We start from the raw sequence: 14,027 nt of genomic DNA, 5'->3' as shown, positions 1-14,027 counted from the left end.
CGGCGGGGCAATGCAACCCGGCTTAGAACAATCCCTCCACATCGCCGTCAGCGTTGAGCTTGATTGCCTCTGCAGAAGGCACCCGAGGCAGGCCCGGCATGGTCATGATCTCACCGCAGATCACCACGACGAACCCAGCACCTGCCGACAGCCGCACTTCACGGATCGGAACGCTAAAGCCGATGGGCGCGCCCCGCAGCTCAGGATCGGTAGAAAAGCTGTATTGCGTCTTCGCCATGCAGACCGGCAGGTTGCCGTAACCCTGCTCTTCCCAATCCTTCAACTGGTTGCGCACCTTCTGGTCGGCCAACACCTCATCGGCGCGGTAGATGCGTTTGGCAACGGTTTCGATCTTTTGCAACAGGGGCATTTCATCGGCGTAGAGCGGCGCGAAATTTGCGTGATTGCCATCGGCAATCTCGGCCACGCGGGTGGCAAGATCGGCAGAGCCTTCGGAGCCCAACTCCCAATGGCGCGATAGGATTGCTTCGGCACCTTGGGCCGCGACGTAGTCCTTGACCGTCTGCACCTCGGCGTCGGTATCTGTGACGAAATGGTTAATCGCCACGACCACAGGCACGCCAAAGGACTTCACGTTTTCGATATGGCGGCCAAGGTTTGCGCAGCCCAGTTGCACCGCTTCCACATTTTCAGGCCCAAGATCGGCTTTGGCCACGCCGCCGTTCATTTTCATCGCCCGCACTGTGGCGACCACGACGACAACCGAAGGGGCCAGACCTGCCTTGCGGCATTTGATGTTCATGAATTTCTCGGCACCAAGGTCGGCACCGAAACCTGCCTCTGTCACCACATAATCCGCCAGTTTCAGCGCCGTGGTCGTGGCAATGACAGAGTTGCATCCGTGGGCGATATTGGCAAAAGGGCCGCCGTGGACGAAGGCCGGGTTGTTTTCCAGCGTCTGCACAAGGTTGGGCTGCATCGCGTCTTTCAACAGCACGGTCATTGCACCGTCGGCTTTGATGTCGCGCGCATAGACCGGGCTGCGGTCGCGGCGGTAGGCGACGATCATCGCGCCCAAACGTTCCTGCAAATCAGCGAGGTTTTTGGCGAGGCATAGGATCGCCATGACTTCAGACGCGACCGTAATATCAAACCCCGTCTCACGCGGGAAACCGTTGGGCACGCCACCAAGAGACGCGGTGATTTGCCGAAGGGCGCGGTCGTTCATATCAACCACCCGCCGCCAAACAACGCGGCGGGTGTCGATCTCAAGCTCATTGCCCCAGTAGATATGGTTGTCGATCATCGCCGCCAGCAGGTTATGCGCGCTGGTAATCGCGTGGAAATCTCCAGTGAAATGGAGGTTCATCTCTTCCATTGGCACAATCTGGGCATAACCGCCGCCCGCAGCCCCGCCTTTCATCCCAAAGTTCGGCCCGAGGGATGCTTCGCGGATGCAGACCGCCGCCTTTTTGCCGATCCGATTCAGCCCGTCGCCCAGCCCCACTGTGGTGGTGGTCTTCCCCTCCCCCGCTGGCGTGGGATTGATCGCAGTGACAAGGATCAACTTGCCATCGGGTCGGTCTTGGACGCTGTCGATAAAGCTCTGGCTTACCTTCGCCTTGTCATGGCCGTAGGGCAGCAGGTCATCGCTGGAGATGCCCAGCTTCTCGCCGATTTCCTGAATAGGGCGTTTCGCCGCTTCGCGGGCGATTTGAATGTCGGTTTTAAAAGCCATGAGAATCCCCTGTTGCCGTTGGTGGCGATCTTTATCCTCCAGCCATACAGCCACAAGCCCTCAACCGGGGGCCGTGTTTCCGACACTCAAAGGGCGCGAAACGGCGCGTGGTCAGCCCAGATGCGGCCAGACAGGCTGGTTTGGCACAAACAGCCGCATTTCATCGCCCAAGGCCAGCGGTCCTTCCCGCTCTACCCAAGCAGTCACGCCGCGCTTGCCCTGCGCGGCGGCTTTGAACCCTTTGCCGTGGCCGGGGGCTTCGCTTTCGATTTCACGCGCGGGCAGGTTGCAGGGGCCGTTTTCAATATCCACCACCAACGTGGTGCCCTGCGCGTTCTGTAACCGCGATCCCGGTGGGATGAGGGTGAAGTCAGGGATGCCCCCAATAATGATAGAAGTGCCCAGCAGTGTCGGGTCCAACTCGGACAGGTCAATTGCCGCGGCGATCTGGGCCATCTCTTCGGCTGAGAGAATAGAGAGTTGCCGCGTATTGCGAATTTCCGTGCCTTTGGCATGTAGATTGCGCACCCGCACGCAAGCGGGGCGGGTCAGCCCGGCGTGGAAGTCCCCTTTGAACCCCGCGTAACTGGCGAAGGTCTCTTTGAGCGGCGTTGAACGGATGTTTTTGCGATCCGGCGGGACCATGCCCAGCCAAGTAATGCGACCGATATAATCTGTAGTGCGAAGCTCGGGCATGGTGCTGTCCTTTGACGTGCGGTTTGAAAGGCGTGAATTTTACTGACGGGTCAGATGTACCTTGAAGCCACCGCCGCTCATTGAAGCGCGGGCGAGCTTGCGGTCGGTATACATCAACTGCATCCCGAACGACTTGAGATAAAAAGGAGAGACATACCCCGGCCCCATGACGACGCGGTAGGACATATCGCAAACCACTGTCTCGTCCTCCTGTTTCACAGCTTCGGTCGCAATCTGAACCACACGCCGGCCATCATAGACGGCGAGCGGCGACAGGCATGTTTCAGCATTGGCAAGGGCGGCAAAAAGTTCGGGCGGGAAGACGGTATCGGCAGGGACCTTTCCGGCTTCCGACATTTTTGTCATTTCAGAAGGCGGCGTGATCGTGACCGAGGCGACCTGATCCGCCCGCCGGGTGATCGCGATATCACGGGTTTCACTGCCCCGGTTCGTCCCCAGATAGTTAGTCTTGTTGCCCTCAGTCCGGGTTACTGCATTGAAGGTACCGTTTTTAATGCCAAAGGGCGCATTGTTCAAAGTCAAAAGAAACGCCGCATTCCGGATTTGGCCATTGAACTGCAATGTGCCCAATTGACGCCCGCCCAATGACACGGCGTAATTTTGCGGTTCGGCCCATGTCGGACCTGCGACCAAAGCAAGGAAAGCGGTAATAGAAAAAAATACGCGTCGCATAAAAAATCCGTCGGTTGAGACCTGTGGCCATGTCTATCTGCTCTCGGCCCCATAAGCGACAGCGGATTCCCGCACCCTAGCTTCTGCCCCCGCCCCGAACCAATAATGCCCGAAAAAGAAAAACCCCGCCAAAGCGGGGTCTTTGCAATTCAACAAGTAGGGTCAGGTCAGACCGAAGGTTCAGGCTCCATCCCGCCATCCTTTGGCGGGGTCTTCTTGCCCTTCGCCTTGGGGATCGCGGTGACACTGGGCGCATTGCCCGCGTCGGAGTTGTCATCGTCGGAATCTTCCGCAGGCGGCAGACCATCCATGACACGTTTGATCTCGTCCCCAGTGAGGGTCTCATATTCCAGCAGACCTTGGGCCAGACGCTCGAACTCGACCTCTTTCTCGGTAATGATCTTCATCGCGTGGTCATAGCCGTCTTGGATGAACTGCTGCACCTCTTTCTCAACCAATTCCTTGGTATTAGCCGAGACTGAGAAACCACCGGTATTGCCCTGATAGCCCTGTGCGGCTTCGGAATAGTCGATGTTACCGACCTTATCCGACATGCCCCATTGCAGCACCATCGCACGGGCCAGAGCGCTGGCCTGCTGGATGTCGCCCGCAGGGCCGTTGGACACGGAATCGGGGCCGTATTTGTGGATTTCAGCCGCCTTACCCGCCATGGCCATGGCTAGGCGTTGGTGGCATTCGTCCTTGAACATGTTCAGGCGGTCAATTTCGGGCAGGCTCATCACCATGCCAAGCGCACCACCACGCGGGATGATCGTGGCCTTATAGACCGGATCACATTTCGGCAGGGTCATACCGACCAGCGCGTGACCCGCTTCGTGGTAAGCGGTCATCTCCTTCTGCTCGGCGGTCATCACCATCGAGCGGCGCTCTGGCCCCATCATCACCTTGTCCTTGGCCTGTTCAAAATCGACCATGGTGACAAAACGGCGACCGACACGGGCAGCCATCAGTGCGGCCTCATTCACGAGGTTCGCAAGATCCGCGCCCGAGAAACCCGGCGTACCACGTGCGATGATGCGCAGGTCGACGTCCGGCCCCAGTGGGGTCTTGCGCGCGTGGACCGAGAGGATCTTTTCGCGGCCTTTGATGTCGGGGTTCGGCACGGTGACCTGACGGTCAAAGCGGCCCGGACGCAACAGCGCGGGGTCAAGCACGTCACGGCGGTTGGTCGCGGCGAGGATGATGACACCTTCGTTGCTCTCAAAACCGTCCATCTCAACCAGAAGCTGGTTCAGCGTCTGCTCACGCTCATCATTGCCGCCGCCATAACCGGCACCCCGGTGGCGACCCACGGCGTCGATCTCGTCGATAAAAACGATACAGGGGGCGTTTTTCTTGGCTTGTTCGAACATGTCGCGCACACGGCTTGCGCCGACGCCGACGAACATCTCAACAAAATCGGACCCTGAAATGGTGAAGAAAGGCACGCCAGCCTCACCCGCGATGGCGCGGGCCAGCAACGTTTTACCAGTACCCGGAGGGCCCACCAGCAGCGCGCCTTTGGGAATTTTACCGCCAAGACGAGAGAATTTCTGTGGGTTGCGCAGGAACTCGACGATCTCTTCAAGCTCTTCCTTGGCCTCATCAATGCCCGCAACATCGTCAAAAGTCACGCGACCCTGCTTTTCGGTCAGCATCTTGGCTTTGGATTTGCCAAAGCCCATAGCGCCACCTTTGCCGCCCCCCTGCATCCGGTTCATGAAGTAAATCCATACACCGATCAGCAGTGCGATAGGCAGAAGCGACATCAGGAATGTCTGAAAGCCAGATTGTTGCTGCGGACGGGCTTTTACGGGGATGTCGCTGTTGATCAACAGCTGTGTCAGCTCTGCATCCTCGGGTTTGATCGTCAGATAATCGGCCCCGTCCGCTTTGCGGAACCGAACCTGCTCGCCATCCAATGTCACATTACGGACATCACCCTGTTCTACAGAAGTGACAAACTCGGAATAGCTGACCTCGTTATTTTGCAACGATCCACTGGACCCGCTGAACAGGTTGAACAGCGCCAAGACCAGCAACATCAGGACAACCCAGAAAGCGAGGTTACGAACATTTCCCAAGGGAATTCTCCTAAATTCACACGACCGCAGGCAAGTCCTGCGGCCCAAGGGGCGCCCGTCCGGGCAACCACCACACTAAGATAGACATGATGCGCTCATGTTCAATGCGATAATGGCGTGGTTTTAAGCCAACCGGCATCGCGTTCCAGCAGCACATGCCATTTCTCGTCCAGACCAGCAAGGGGCGCTGCAAGCAGCCGCCCCCCCTGCCAGACCGCCGGGGTCGACAAAAGCATCGCACGGGGCCGCCCGAAGCTGCGCCAATCAGGACAATACGCCAGACCCTCTGGCCCTAATGCCCGCAATTCGGCCCCCTGCGGAACCACCGTTGGCGGCACTGCGCGCCAGCGCCCGTCCCACAGATGATCCGCAGGCACATGAAGATTGCGTACCGCGTTATATTCGCGAAACACCCAGATTTCACCGCGCCGCAGCAGGGTTTGGCACCCATCCAGCGTCGCGCCTTGCCCTTTTGCCAGCCCAGCAATCAGCGCCGCCACCGGACCGCGACGCGGAGGATAGGCACCGCCGCTAATCTGCCCAAGCGCGCGGATCATCAAACGACGGCGGATTTCTTCGGGTTCGGCGAAAAAGGCTTTGGCCCCAAGCACCAACGCCCCCGCCTCCATGCGCAGAATATTGCCAGCGGCGTGGTCGGTTTGCTGGTCGAGTGCGTCACGGGCGCGGGCCATGTTGCTTGCCACCTCGGCCAGCGTTTCAACATCAAGGCCGAGTGGCGCGAGGGCAGCGAGGGTTTGGCGGGTCTGAATGCGTGTATAACGCGGGTCATCGTTGCTGGAGTCATCGACCCATTCAAGCCCCGCGCGGCGCAGATAATCGCGTAAAGCCTCCCGCCGGGCAAACAGCAGGGGGCGCAGCCATGTGACACCCTGCCGCTGGCTTTGCGGGGCCATCGCGGCCAGCCCATCCACGCCCGCCCGGCGTGCCAATCGCATCAAGACAGTCTCGGCCTGATCATCCGCCGTATGGCCAAGGGCAATGCAGGGCAAATCGCGCCGCGCTGCCCAATCGGCCATCAGCGCATAGCGCGCGTCACGCGCGGCGTTTTGCAGATTGCCCTGCCCGTCCCACCCGCGCCATTGCAACGTCTCGTGGTGCAGCCCCAAATCGCCCGCGCAGCGCGCGACAAGATCTGCCTCTGCCGCTGCTTCGGGTCGCAGTCCATGATCGACTGTCACAACTTCGAGATATGTGCCCGCAGCCTTGCAAAGCCCGTGCAGCAGGGAAAGCAACGCCATGGAATCGCCCCCACCTGAAACGGCAACGCCAAGGCGAGACGGCAGCGCACCGCCCAACCCTGCAAGCAGTCCTTCAGCCAATGTTGCATCAGCCAAATCGGCGGGGGCAGTCATCGCAGGTTAGGAGCAACCCAGCGTCTGACGCTGCGCTTCGGCTCGAGACACCTGCGGCGCATTGGGAAAGCGCACCGCGACCTCGGATAGGGTCACGCAGGCTTCTTGGGTCTGCTCCAAAACGCCAAGCGCACGACCCAACTCAAACAGCGACTGCGGGGCCACTGGCCCTTCGGGATCGGTGCTGAAGGCCGCCAGATAAGCACGGGCCGCTTCGCGGTTGTCGCCCAGCCCGGTCAGCGCCTCGCCGCGACGCAATTCGGATTCGGCGGCTAGCGGACCACCGGGATAGGTCTGATTGAAGGTCGTAAAGAGATCGGCGGCGCTGCGAAAGTCACCGGATGCGAGCGCCCCCTGCGCCCGCTCGAAATCGGTCTTTTCGCTGACCGCCAGCTCTGCTTCGTTGATGGGGGTGATGATACCGCCAGAAGTGTCCGCGCCGCCACCAGGGGCCACCTCGACCACTTCGCGGGCCGGGTCCGTTCCGGGCGCTGCCACGGCGGGCGCTTCGCCGCCACCCAGCGTCGATGTCTCACCAAGTGCGCCCAGATCGCCGCCTTCAAGCTCAACCAGGCGATATTCCAGATCACCGATCCGGTTCGTACCATCGGAAACGACCCGGTTGATGCGGTTCTCCATCTCCTCGGTTTTCGATGTCAGGCGCTGCAATTCGCTTTCCATCGTGCTGACACGTTCCAGCACAGAGTTGCCGCCCGTCTCGACCGAGCCGCCGCCCGTGGTGGACAACTCGCGGCGCAGCTTTTGCACCTCGACGCTCAGCACGGTCAACTGCTGGCGGATGTCCGCCAGCGTTTGATCGTTGTCCTGCGCCATGAGCGCGGCAGGGGCTGTCATCAGCCCCATCACCGCCACGAAGATATATCGCTTCAGCACATCGGTCTCCTTGGATAGGTCATTGCGTCACGGGTGCCGTGATCAGCTGGTCAGCGCGCCGCCCGCCAGCACGGTCACCGCGCGGCGGTTCTTGGCATAGCAGGCCTCTTCCGAGCAGATCTCGATCGGGCGCTCCTTGCCGTAGCTGATGGTCTTGAGACGCGAAGCCGCGATCCCGCGCGAGATCATATATTCGCGCACCGCATTGGCACGACGGCCGCCAAGGGCGATGTTGTACTCACGGGTGCCCTGCTCATCCGCGTGACCTTCGATCACGGCCTGATAATCTGTATTGGTCTGCAACCAAGCAACCTGCCCATCAAGGGTGGCGCGGCCTACATCCGTCAGCGACGATTGGTCGACAAGGAACAGCACCCGGTCGCCTACGGCCTGCTGGAAGTAGGCGGTCGAGGTCGGATCATTCGCGCTGCCCGGCACCACGCCAGAATTGACGCCTGCGCCTGCATTTACCCCGGCGCCGCCCATGCCATCGGCACCAAAACGGTCGGGGTTAGTACAGGCCGACACGGCCAATGCGGAAATCAAAAGCGTGCTGGTCAAAATGCGTTTCATCGGGGTCTGCCTTCTCTGTGGTGGCGTTGTTGTTGCTGTTGTTAGCACAGGCGCGGGACCATTGGAATTGCCCGCGCCCGCATGGGAGGTGTGGAAAACGTTACTTCTGCAATGGTGACCACGATGGGTCAGAGCCGCCTTCGGGTGTGCGCACAGGCTTGAGGTTACGCCCCGAAATATCAACGGAATAGAGCGAGGACGACCCGCCTGCCCCTTGGGTTTCACGGGCGAACATGATCACCCGGCCATTGGGCGCCCATGTCGGGCCTTCGTCGAGGAAGGAGGCCGTCAGCAGTCGCTCTTCGGAGCCGTCGGTACGCATCACGCCGATGTGGAAGCGGCCCTTGTTCTGTTTGGTAAAGGCGACCAAATCCCCACGCGGCGACCAGACGGGCGTGCCGTAACGGCCTTCGCCAAATGAAATTCGCGTTGCCTCCCCACCGGTGGCGGGCATGATATAAAGCTGCTGGCTGCCAGAACGGTCGCTTTCAAAGACGATCTTGCTGCCATCGGGCGAGAAGCTGGGCGCGGTTTCAATCGCGGGGGTGTTGGTCAGGCGCACAGATTGGCCGCTGTTGATATCCATCGTAAAGATGTCGGTATTGCCGCCTTGGCTCAGCGAATAGACAACCGTCTGACCACTGGGCGAGAAGCGTGGTGCGAAAGCCATGCTGCCCTCGGCGCTTTCCAAGGCACGGCGCTGCACCGACCCGATATCAAGCACATAAATACGCGGAAAACCGCTCTCATAGCTGGTGTATAGCACTCGGTTGCCGTCAGGCGAAAAGCGCGGTGCCAAAACGATAGAGCCAGATTCGGTCAGGTACTTCAGATTCGCCCCGTCGTAATCCATGATCGCAAGCCGCTTTTGGCGGTCGTCCTTGGGACCGGTTTCCGAGACGTAGACGACGCGGCTGTCGAAATAGCCGCCTTCGCCGGTGATCCGGCTGTAGACCGCATCGGCCACCTTATGCGCCATGCGCCGCCAGCCATCGACCGTGCCGGAAAATTGCAGACCGCCCTGCCCATTTCCATCAAGCAGCTCTTCACCGGAAAAGACATCATAGACCCGAAATTTCACATTCACGCTATTGCCGGTGACATTGACCGCCCCGGTGATCAGCGCTTGGGCGTTGATCGCTTTCCAATCGGCATATTCCACCGGCGCGTTAAAATCGCTGACGGTCGAGATATAGGCGCTGGCCGGGATCTCACGGAAAAGGCCCGTGCCGGTCAGGTCTTCGGACACCACGCGTGCCAGATCAACGGCCATCTGCCCTGCTTCGCCGCTCTCCGGCTGAAAGCTGGGTACGGCAAAGGGCAAGGGTTCGATCGTTGGATCGTCAATCACGATGCGCAGCGGTTGGGCCTGCGACTGGTTGGGGGCCAGCGCGAGCGTGGCCGCCATGGCGCAGAGCGCCAGTAGTCCCAGAAATCTAGTCAGCATGTTATCGGCTCCTCATTGGGTCGAATGTCATCTCGATGTCTTGCCATTGACTGTATTTTTCCTGCGGCAGTTTGTAACCACTGCTGCCGCAACGAATGACTGCGCGTTTTGCGGCCTCAAAGGCTTGCCGTGCAGCCGTGTCGCTGCCGCCGCTGGAACTCAGCAAGCGGATCGAACTGGCCACTGGCGTGCCGTCGGTGTTCATCTGCATGCCCACCACGACCGTCGTGCGCGACGCCTCTGTCGAGAGCGCGCCGATGTTCCAGCAGGCAGAGACCGCCACGCGCAGAGATTCGCGTTCACCCGATGACAGCGGCGGGCCGCTTGGCGCGGGCGCGGTTGCCTCGGGCTGCCCCAAGACTTCGCTCAGCGCATCGGCGATCGCGTCCTCGGTCGAGCTAGAGGTCGCTGGCTCCTCAACGGGGTCAGGTGTTGGCTCAGGCTCTGGCGTTGGTTCAGGTGTCGGCTCAGGCGCGGGCGTTTCAGCCGGTTCTTCCGGTGCTTCGGCCACTTCGACAGGTGCCGGGGGCGGCGGTGTCGGACGGCGGCCGGGTGGGCGCGCGGAGGCAGCCGGAGCTTTATCGGCTTCGGTCACGATCTCGGTCGTGCTGTCCTCGGGCGTCTGGGCTTCTTGCGGCTCTTCCACAACGGCTTCGGCTTCGGCCTCGGCATCCGGTGCTACGGCGGGTTGCTCATCCAGATCGGGGCGCAGTTCGGGGTCGGGCTGCTCAACCGGTTCTGGGGCCACACGCGGCGCTTCGCGCGGGCGGGCCTCTGGCGCGATCTCAGGCACCAGCACGGCGGTATCGCCCACCGGCTCGTTCATCTCGGGCGGCGTGTCATCCACTTGGGTCTGCGGCGGCAACTCCAACTCCGTCACCTCGGGGGGGAGGTCCTCGGGCGGGGTTTCGGTCTGCACCGGTTCGGGTTGCTCTATCTGGGTGTCAGGCTCTGCCGTGACGTCGGGTGCCTCCTCCGTCACCTCTGGTGGCGCGGGCTGTGTCACCTCGGTGGACGAAGACGGCGGCTGCTGCGCGGCCACCAGCGCGTCATATTCAGCGCCAGAGATCACGGAGACTTCGGTCATCTCAACGGGGTCAGGCTCGGGGGTGAACATCCCACCAAAGAGAAGCCAACCGATAAGACCCAGATGCCCGGCACCTGATATGTAATGCCCGGTATGCACGGCTCAGCCACCCGACGTGTCGCTGCCGTCCAACGCCGGGCCACCGATGTCGGTCACCAGACCGATGTTGGAAAAGCCGCCTGCGTTGAGCGCGCCCATGACTTCCATGACCTGCGCATAAGACACTTTGCCATCCGCGCGGAGGAAAACCCGGTCGCTGGCTCGTTCCGAGGCAATCGCCCGCAGTTTGGTGATCAGTTGGTCGCGGGGCGTCTCGGTGGTTTGGATTTGCACCGCCCCCTCGGCGGTCAGGGTGACGGTCAACGGCTCTTCCTGCTCGGATGGCAGGGCCGTGGCGGCGGTTTTGGGCAGTTCCACCGGCACGCCAACGGTCAAAAGCGGAGCGGCGACCATGAAGATGATCAGCAGCACCAGCATAACGTCGACGAAGGGCGTGACGTTGATCTCGGCCATCGGCTGTGCGCGCCCGCGACGCCGCCCCTTACCGCCTTGCTTTTTCATGACACCTGCGCCCATGGCTTAGCTGTCCAACTGGCGGCTGAGGATGGTGGCGAATTCATCCGAGAAGGCTTCGTAGTTGCCCAAGATACGGTCGCTGTCAGCGCTGAGCTTATTATAGAACACAACCGCCGGGATCGCAGCCAGAAGGCCGATACCGGTCGCCAAAAGCGCCTCGGCAATACCGGGGGCGACGACGGCGAGGTTGGTGTTCTGCTGGGCGGCAATCTCAATGAACGAGTTCATGATGCCGAAGACGGTCCCGAACAGGCCGACGAAGGGCGCGGTGGAGCCCACGGTCGCCAGCACCGGCAGACCCTTTTGCAGACGTTCGGCCTCTTTGGAAATTGCCACATCCATGGAGCGGTCAATCCGTGCGGTGGCGCCGGGGATCAGCGCGCCATCTTCGCGGTGTGAGCGGCGCCATTCGGACATGCCTGATGCAAAGATTTTCTCAGATGGTCCATCGGGGTCTGCGCCGATGTTATCAAACAACCCGTCCAGCGGCTCGCCCGACCAGAAAGCCTGATCAAACTGCGCGGCCTCGGCACGGGCTTTGCGGTATTGGATGGTTTTTTGAACAATGATCGACCAAGACCAGAACGAAGCCCCAATCAGCATGATCATTACAAGTTTGACCGTGACTGTCGCCTTCGCGAACAACCCCCACAGGGAGAAATCAATCCCCTGTGCCAATGCCAGCGTCTCTGCTTCCATTTAACTATGCTCTTTTACTGCCGCCCCTTTGGGGCAATCTGCCTCTTGGGCCTAATTTCCGGCCTCTATTTGGAGCAAAGCTAACGGACTGCAACCGAGATTGCCAGAATTATGGTATCAGGACGCAGGATCGCCGCTTGGCAGGCGGAGTTTCGCTGGCAAACGGGTGGGTTTACCGGCCGTTGTCATGCAAACGGCAGTAACCTTAGCACGAAAGATGACCTTGCCATCGCGCAGCACGTCTTGGTCGAACATCCAGCGCACCGGCCCTTCGGCCTGATGGGTGGTCTGCACCTCCAGCCGATCGCCAAAGCGCGCGGCACCCAGATAATCCGCCTCGACCCGCGTCACGACAAATACCAGCCCCTCGTCGCGCATGGCCCGTTGGTCGAGGCCGATCTGTTCGACGATATCCGACCGCGCCCGTTCGATATAGCGCAGGTAGTTCGCGTAATAGACCACGCCCGCCATGTCGGTGTCTTCGTAGAAAATGCGGACCGGAAAGGTATGGCTCATGACGCGACCTGCACCCGCGCGGCAAGGCGCAGCGCGTGGCTAGGATCATTGGCGGCGGGCGGCATGATCGGGTCATAGGCCGCGCGGATCACATCCGCGATCTCGGGCCGCAGCACCAGTGCTTCATCGGCCAGCGCCAACGGCGATTGCTCTTGAAAGGCGTCCTCGGACCAGAGCAGGATGACCTGTACCGCTTGGCTCAGCGCCAAGACTTGCGCCGACATATCGCGCAGGTTGTCGTCCATGCGCAGAAAGACAAAGGCCGCCTTGATCGCGCCGTTTTCTTCGAAGCGGAAAAAGCGGTATTGGTTGGCCCCAGCCGCCTGCAAGCGCTCGACCTGCCCTGCGAGGTCCGGCACCAGCCCATCCATCCCCGGCACGTCTAGCAACTCCGCCCAATCCGCGAAAAAGAACATCATCAGGTTGCTGCCCAACTCGGGATCGGTCTCGACCATGTCGTGACCGGCGAGCTTGGCAACAGCCTCAAGCGCGCCTTTCACCACCGGCAGCGCCGCCTCCTCGATTCCAAAGGCCACCGGCGCGATAGGGCGGCCCCAGCGGGCAAAAGCGAACTGTCCGTCGCGGCGGGTGAAAAGGGTCTCGATTTGCTCTGCGGTCATTGTCATCAGTCTTACCTTCGCTCTGGGGCGTCAGCCGAAAAGGTCGCTCTGCCCCTTGGGCGCAGCCATGCCGAGATGGGTCCAAGCCTTGGCCGCCAACATTCTGCCGCGCGGGGTACGCTGGATCAGCCCTTGCTGCAACAAGAAGGGCTCGATCACCTCCTCAAGCGCATCACGGCTTTCCGAAAGCGCGGCCGACAGGGTTTCGATCCCCACCGGGCCGCCTTGGTAGTTCTCTGCGATCAGCTTGAGGTAACGGCGGTCAGCGCCATCAAGACCCAGATGATCGACCCCGAGCCGCGTCAGAGCCATGTCGGCCAAATCGCGGGTCACCCGGCCATCGCCCTCAACCACCGCGAAATCCACCACCCGGCGCAGCAGGCGGCCCGCAATACGAGGCGTGCCGCGGGCGCGTTTCGCAATCTCGCGGGCACCGCCTTCGTCGGCGGGCGCGCCCAGTTTGCGAGCATTGCGGTCGACGATGATGTAAAGCTCGTCTTCGGTGTAGAATTGCAGCCGGGTCGGGATGCCGAAACGGTCGCGCAAAGGCGTGGTCAGCAGGCCCATGCGGGTGGTGGCCCCAACGAGCGTGAAGGGCTGCAACTCGATCCGCACGGTTCGCGCGGCGGGGCCTTCACCGATCACCAGATCAAGCTCAAAATCCTCCAACGCAGGATACAGCACCTCTTCCACCGCCGGATTCAGACGGTGGATTTCGTCAATGAACAACACATCACGCGCTTCAAGGTTGGTCAGGATCGCCGCCAGATCGCCCGCCTTGGCCAATACCGGGCCAGAGGTCATGCGAAAGCCCACGCCCAATTCCCGCGCCATGATCTGCGCCAGTGTGGTTTTACCTAGGCCCGGAGGCCCGTGAAACAGCGTGTGATCCATCGCCTCGCCGCGCTGGCGGGCGGATTGGATGAACACGGCAAGGTTCGCGCGCGCCTCGGCTTGGCCGACAAATTCGGCCAACATCTGCGGGCGCAGCGCACGGTCGAAATCTTCGGGCATCGGCTCGGGCCGGACGGTGGGGTCAATGTCGGTCATAGAGCCTCGTTATGGCGTAG

14 protein-coding genes are annotated in these 14,027 nt (G+C 61.0%); all 14 read right to left on the bottom strand.

All coding sequences use genetic code 11. From position 1 onward, the window contains the following. Positions 1-22: 22 nt before the first annotated feature. On the bottom strand, positions 23-1,699 hold the full coding sequence (locus DSM110093_RS04265; RefSeq protein ID WP_243266833.1) for a formate--tetrahydrofolate ligase: 1,677 nt from the start codon (positions 1,697-1,699) through the stop codon (positions 23-25). Between the two features lie 111 nt (positions 1,700-1,810). Continuing rightward, positions 1,811-2,395 (bottom strand): MOSC domain-containing protein, encoded by a 585-nt coding sequence (locus tag DSM110093_RS04260; RefSeq protein ID WP_243266832.1) that lies wholly within the window; start codon positions 2,393-2,395, stop codon positions 1,811-1,813. A gap of 39 nt (positions 2,396-2,434) precedes the next feature. Further along, on the bottom strand, positions 2,435-3,088 hold the full coding sequence (locus DSM110093_RS04255; RefSeq protein WP_243266831.1) for a hypothetical protein: 654 nt from the start codon (positions 3,086-3,088) through the stop codon (positions 2,435-2,437). 167 nt (positions 3,089-3,255) lie between these two features. Next, a complete protein-coding gene (ftsH, locus tag DSM110093_RS04250; RefSeq protein WP_279290854.1) occupies positions 3,256-5,172 on the bottom strand; it encodes an ATP-dependent zinc metalloprotease FtsH in 1,917 nt (638 codons plus the stop codon). Between the two features lie 101 nt (positions 5,173-5,273). Then, positions 5,274-6,545 (bottom strand): tRNA lysidine(34) synthetase TilS, encoded by a 1,272-nt coding sequence (gene tilS / locus DSM110093_RS04245; protein ID WP_243266830.1) that lies wholly within the window; start codon positions 6,543-6,545, stop codon positions 5,274-5,276. Between the two features lie 6 nt (positions 6,546-6,551). After that, positions 6,552-7,409, bottom strand: a complete 858-nt coding sequence (ybgF, locus tag DSM110093_RS04240; protein WP_243267671.1) for a tol-pal system protein YbgF — start codon at positions 7,407-7,409, stop codon at positions 6,552-6,554. A 72-nt stretch (positions 7,410-7,481) separates the two neighbouring features. After that, positions 7,482-8,012 carry a peptidoglycan-associated lipoprotein Pal gene (pal, locus tag DSM110093_RS04235; protein ID WP_243266829.1) on the bottom strand — a complete coding sequence of 177 codons (531 nt, stop codon included), beginning with the start codon at positions 8,010-8,012 and terminating at the stop codon, positions 7,482-7,484. Positions 8,013-8,112: 100 nt separating this feature from the next. Further along, entirely contained in the window at positions 8,113-9,420 is a 1,308-nt protein-coding gene (gene tolB / locus DSM110093_RS04230; protein ID WP_243267670.1) for a Tol-Pal system beta propeller repeat protein TolB, read from the bottom strand. A gap of 40 nt (positions 9,421-9,460) precedes the next feature. Continuing rightward, positions 9,461-10,645 carry an energy transducer TonB gene (locus DSM110093_RS04225; protein ID WP_243266828.1) on the bottom strand — a complete coding sequence of 395 codons (1,185 nt, stop codon included), beginning with the start codon at positions 10,643-10,645 and terminating at the stop codon, positions 9,461-9,463. A gap of 3 nt (positions 10,646-10,648) precedes the next feature. Next, a complete protein-coding gene (tolR, locus tag DSM110093_RS04220) occupies positions 10,649-11,122 on the bottom strand; it encodes a protein TolR (protein ID WP_093926914.1) in 474 nt (157 codons plus the stop codon). A 3-nt stretch (positions 11,123-11,125) separates the two neighbouring features. Next, a complete protein-coding gene (gene tolQ / locus DSM110093_RS04215; protein WP_243266827.1) occupies positions 11,126-11,821 on the bottom strand; it encodes a protein TolQ in 696 nt (231 codons plus the stop codon). 117 nt (positions 11,822-11,938) lie between these two features. Next, positions 11,939-12,337 (bottom strand): YbgC/FadM family acyl-CoA thioesterase, encoded by a 399-nt coding sequence (locus DSM110093_RS04210; RefSeq protein ID WP_243266826.1) that lies wholly within the window; start codon positions 12,335-12,337, stop codon positions 11,939-11,941. After that, positions 12,334-12,957, bottom strand: a complete 624-nt coding sequence (locus DSM110093_RS04205; protein WP_243267669.1) for a hypothetical protein — start codon at positions 12,955-12,957, stop codon at positions 12,334-12,336. Before DSM110093_RS04205 ends, DSM110093_RS04210 begins: the two co-directional genes overlap by 4 nt. Positions 12,958-12,987: 30 nt before the next feature. Then, entirely contained in the window at positions 12,988-14,007 is a 1,020-nt protein-coding gene (ruvB, locus tag DSM110093_RS04200; RefSeq protein ID WP_093926916.1) for a Holliday junction branch migration DNA helicase RuvB, read from the bottom strand. Positions 14,008-14,027: the final 20 nt, after the last annotated feature.

This window comes from Sulfitobacter sp. DSM 110093 (assembly GCF_022788715.1).
Taxonomy (GTDB): domain Bacteria; phylum Pseudomonadota; class Alphaproteobacteria; order Rhodobacterales; family Rhodobacteraceae; genus Sulfitobacter.
The sequence above is the reverse complement of the archived record's forward strand: the minus strand, read 5'-3'. Positions and strand labels throughout refer to the sequence as shown.

Excerpts from the sequence above, each read along its gene's own strand:
- DSM110093_RS04205 (WP_243267669.1), bottom strand. The coding sequence starts at position 12,957 with ATGACCGCAGAGCAAATCGAGACCCTTTTCACCCGCCGCGACGGACAG.
- ybgF (WP_243267671.1), bottom strand. The coding sequence starts at position 7,409 with ATGGGGCTGATGACAGCCCCTGCCGCGCTCATGGCGCAGGACAACGAT.
- tolQ (WP_243266827.1), bottom strand. The coding sequence starts at position 11,821 with ATGGAAGCAGAGACGCTGGCATTGGCACAGGGGATTGATTTCTCCCTG.
- ruvB (WP_093926916.1), bottom strand. The coding sequence starts at position 14,007 with ATGACCGACATTGACCCCACCGTCCGGCCCGAGCCGATGCCCGAAGAT.
- tolB (WP_243267670.1), bottom strand. The coding sequence starts at position 9,420 with ATGGCGGCCACGCTCGCGCTGGCCCCCAACCAGTCGCAGGCCCAACCG.
- tilS (WP_243266830.1), bottom strand. The coding sequence starts at position 6,545 with ATGACTGCCCCCGCCGATTTGGCTGATGCAACATTGGCTGAAGGACTG.
- DSM110093_RS04255 (WP_243266831.1), bottom strand. The coding sequence starts at position 3,088 with ATGCGACGCGTATTTTTTTCTATTACCGCTTTCCTTGCTTTGGTCGCA.
- pal (WP_243266829.1), bottom strand. The coding sequence starts at position 8,012 with ATGAAACGCATTTTGACCAGCACGCTTTTGATTTCCGCATTGGCCGTG.
- DSM110093_RS04210 (WP_243266826.1), bottom strand. The coding sequence starts at position 12,337 with ATGAGCCATACCTTTCCGGTCCGCATTTTCTACGAAGACACCGACATG.
- tolR (WP_093926914.1), bottom strand. The coding sequence starts at position 11,122 with ATGGGCGCAGGTGTCATGAAAAAGCAAGGCGGTAAGGGGCGGCGTCGC.
- DSM110093_RS04265 (WP_243266833.1), bottom strand. The coding sequence starts at position 1,699 with ATGGCTTTTAAAACCGACATTCAAATCGCCCGCGAAGCGGCGAAACGC.
- DSM110093_RS04260 (WP_243266832.1), bottom strand. The coding sequence starts at position 2,395 with ATGCCCGAGCTTCGCACTACAGATTATATCGGTCGCATTACTTGGCTG.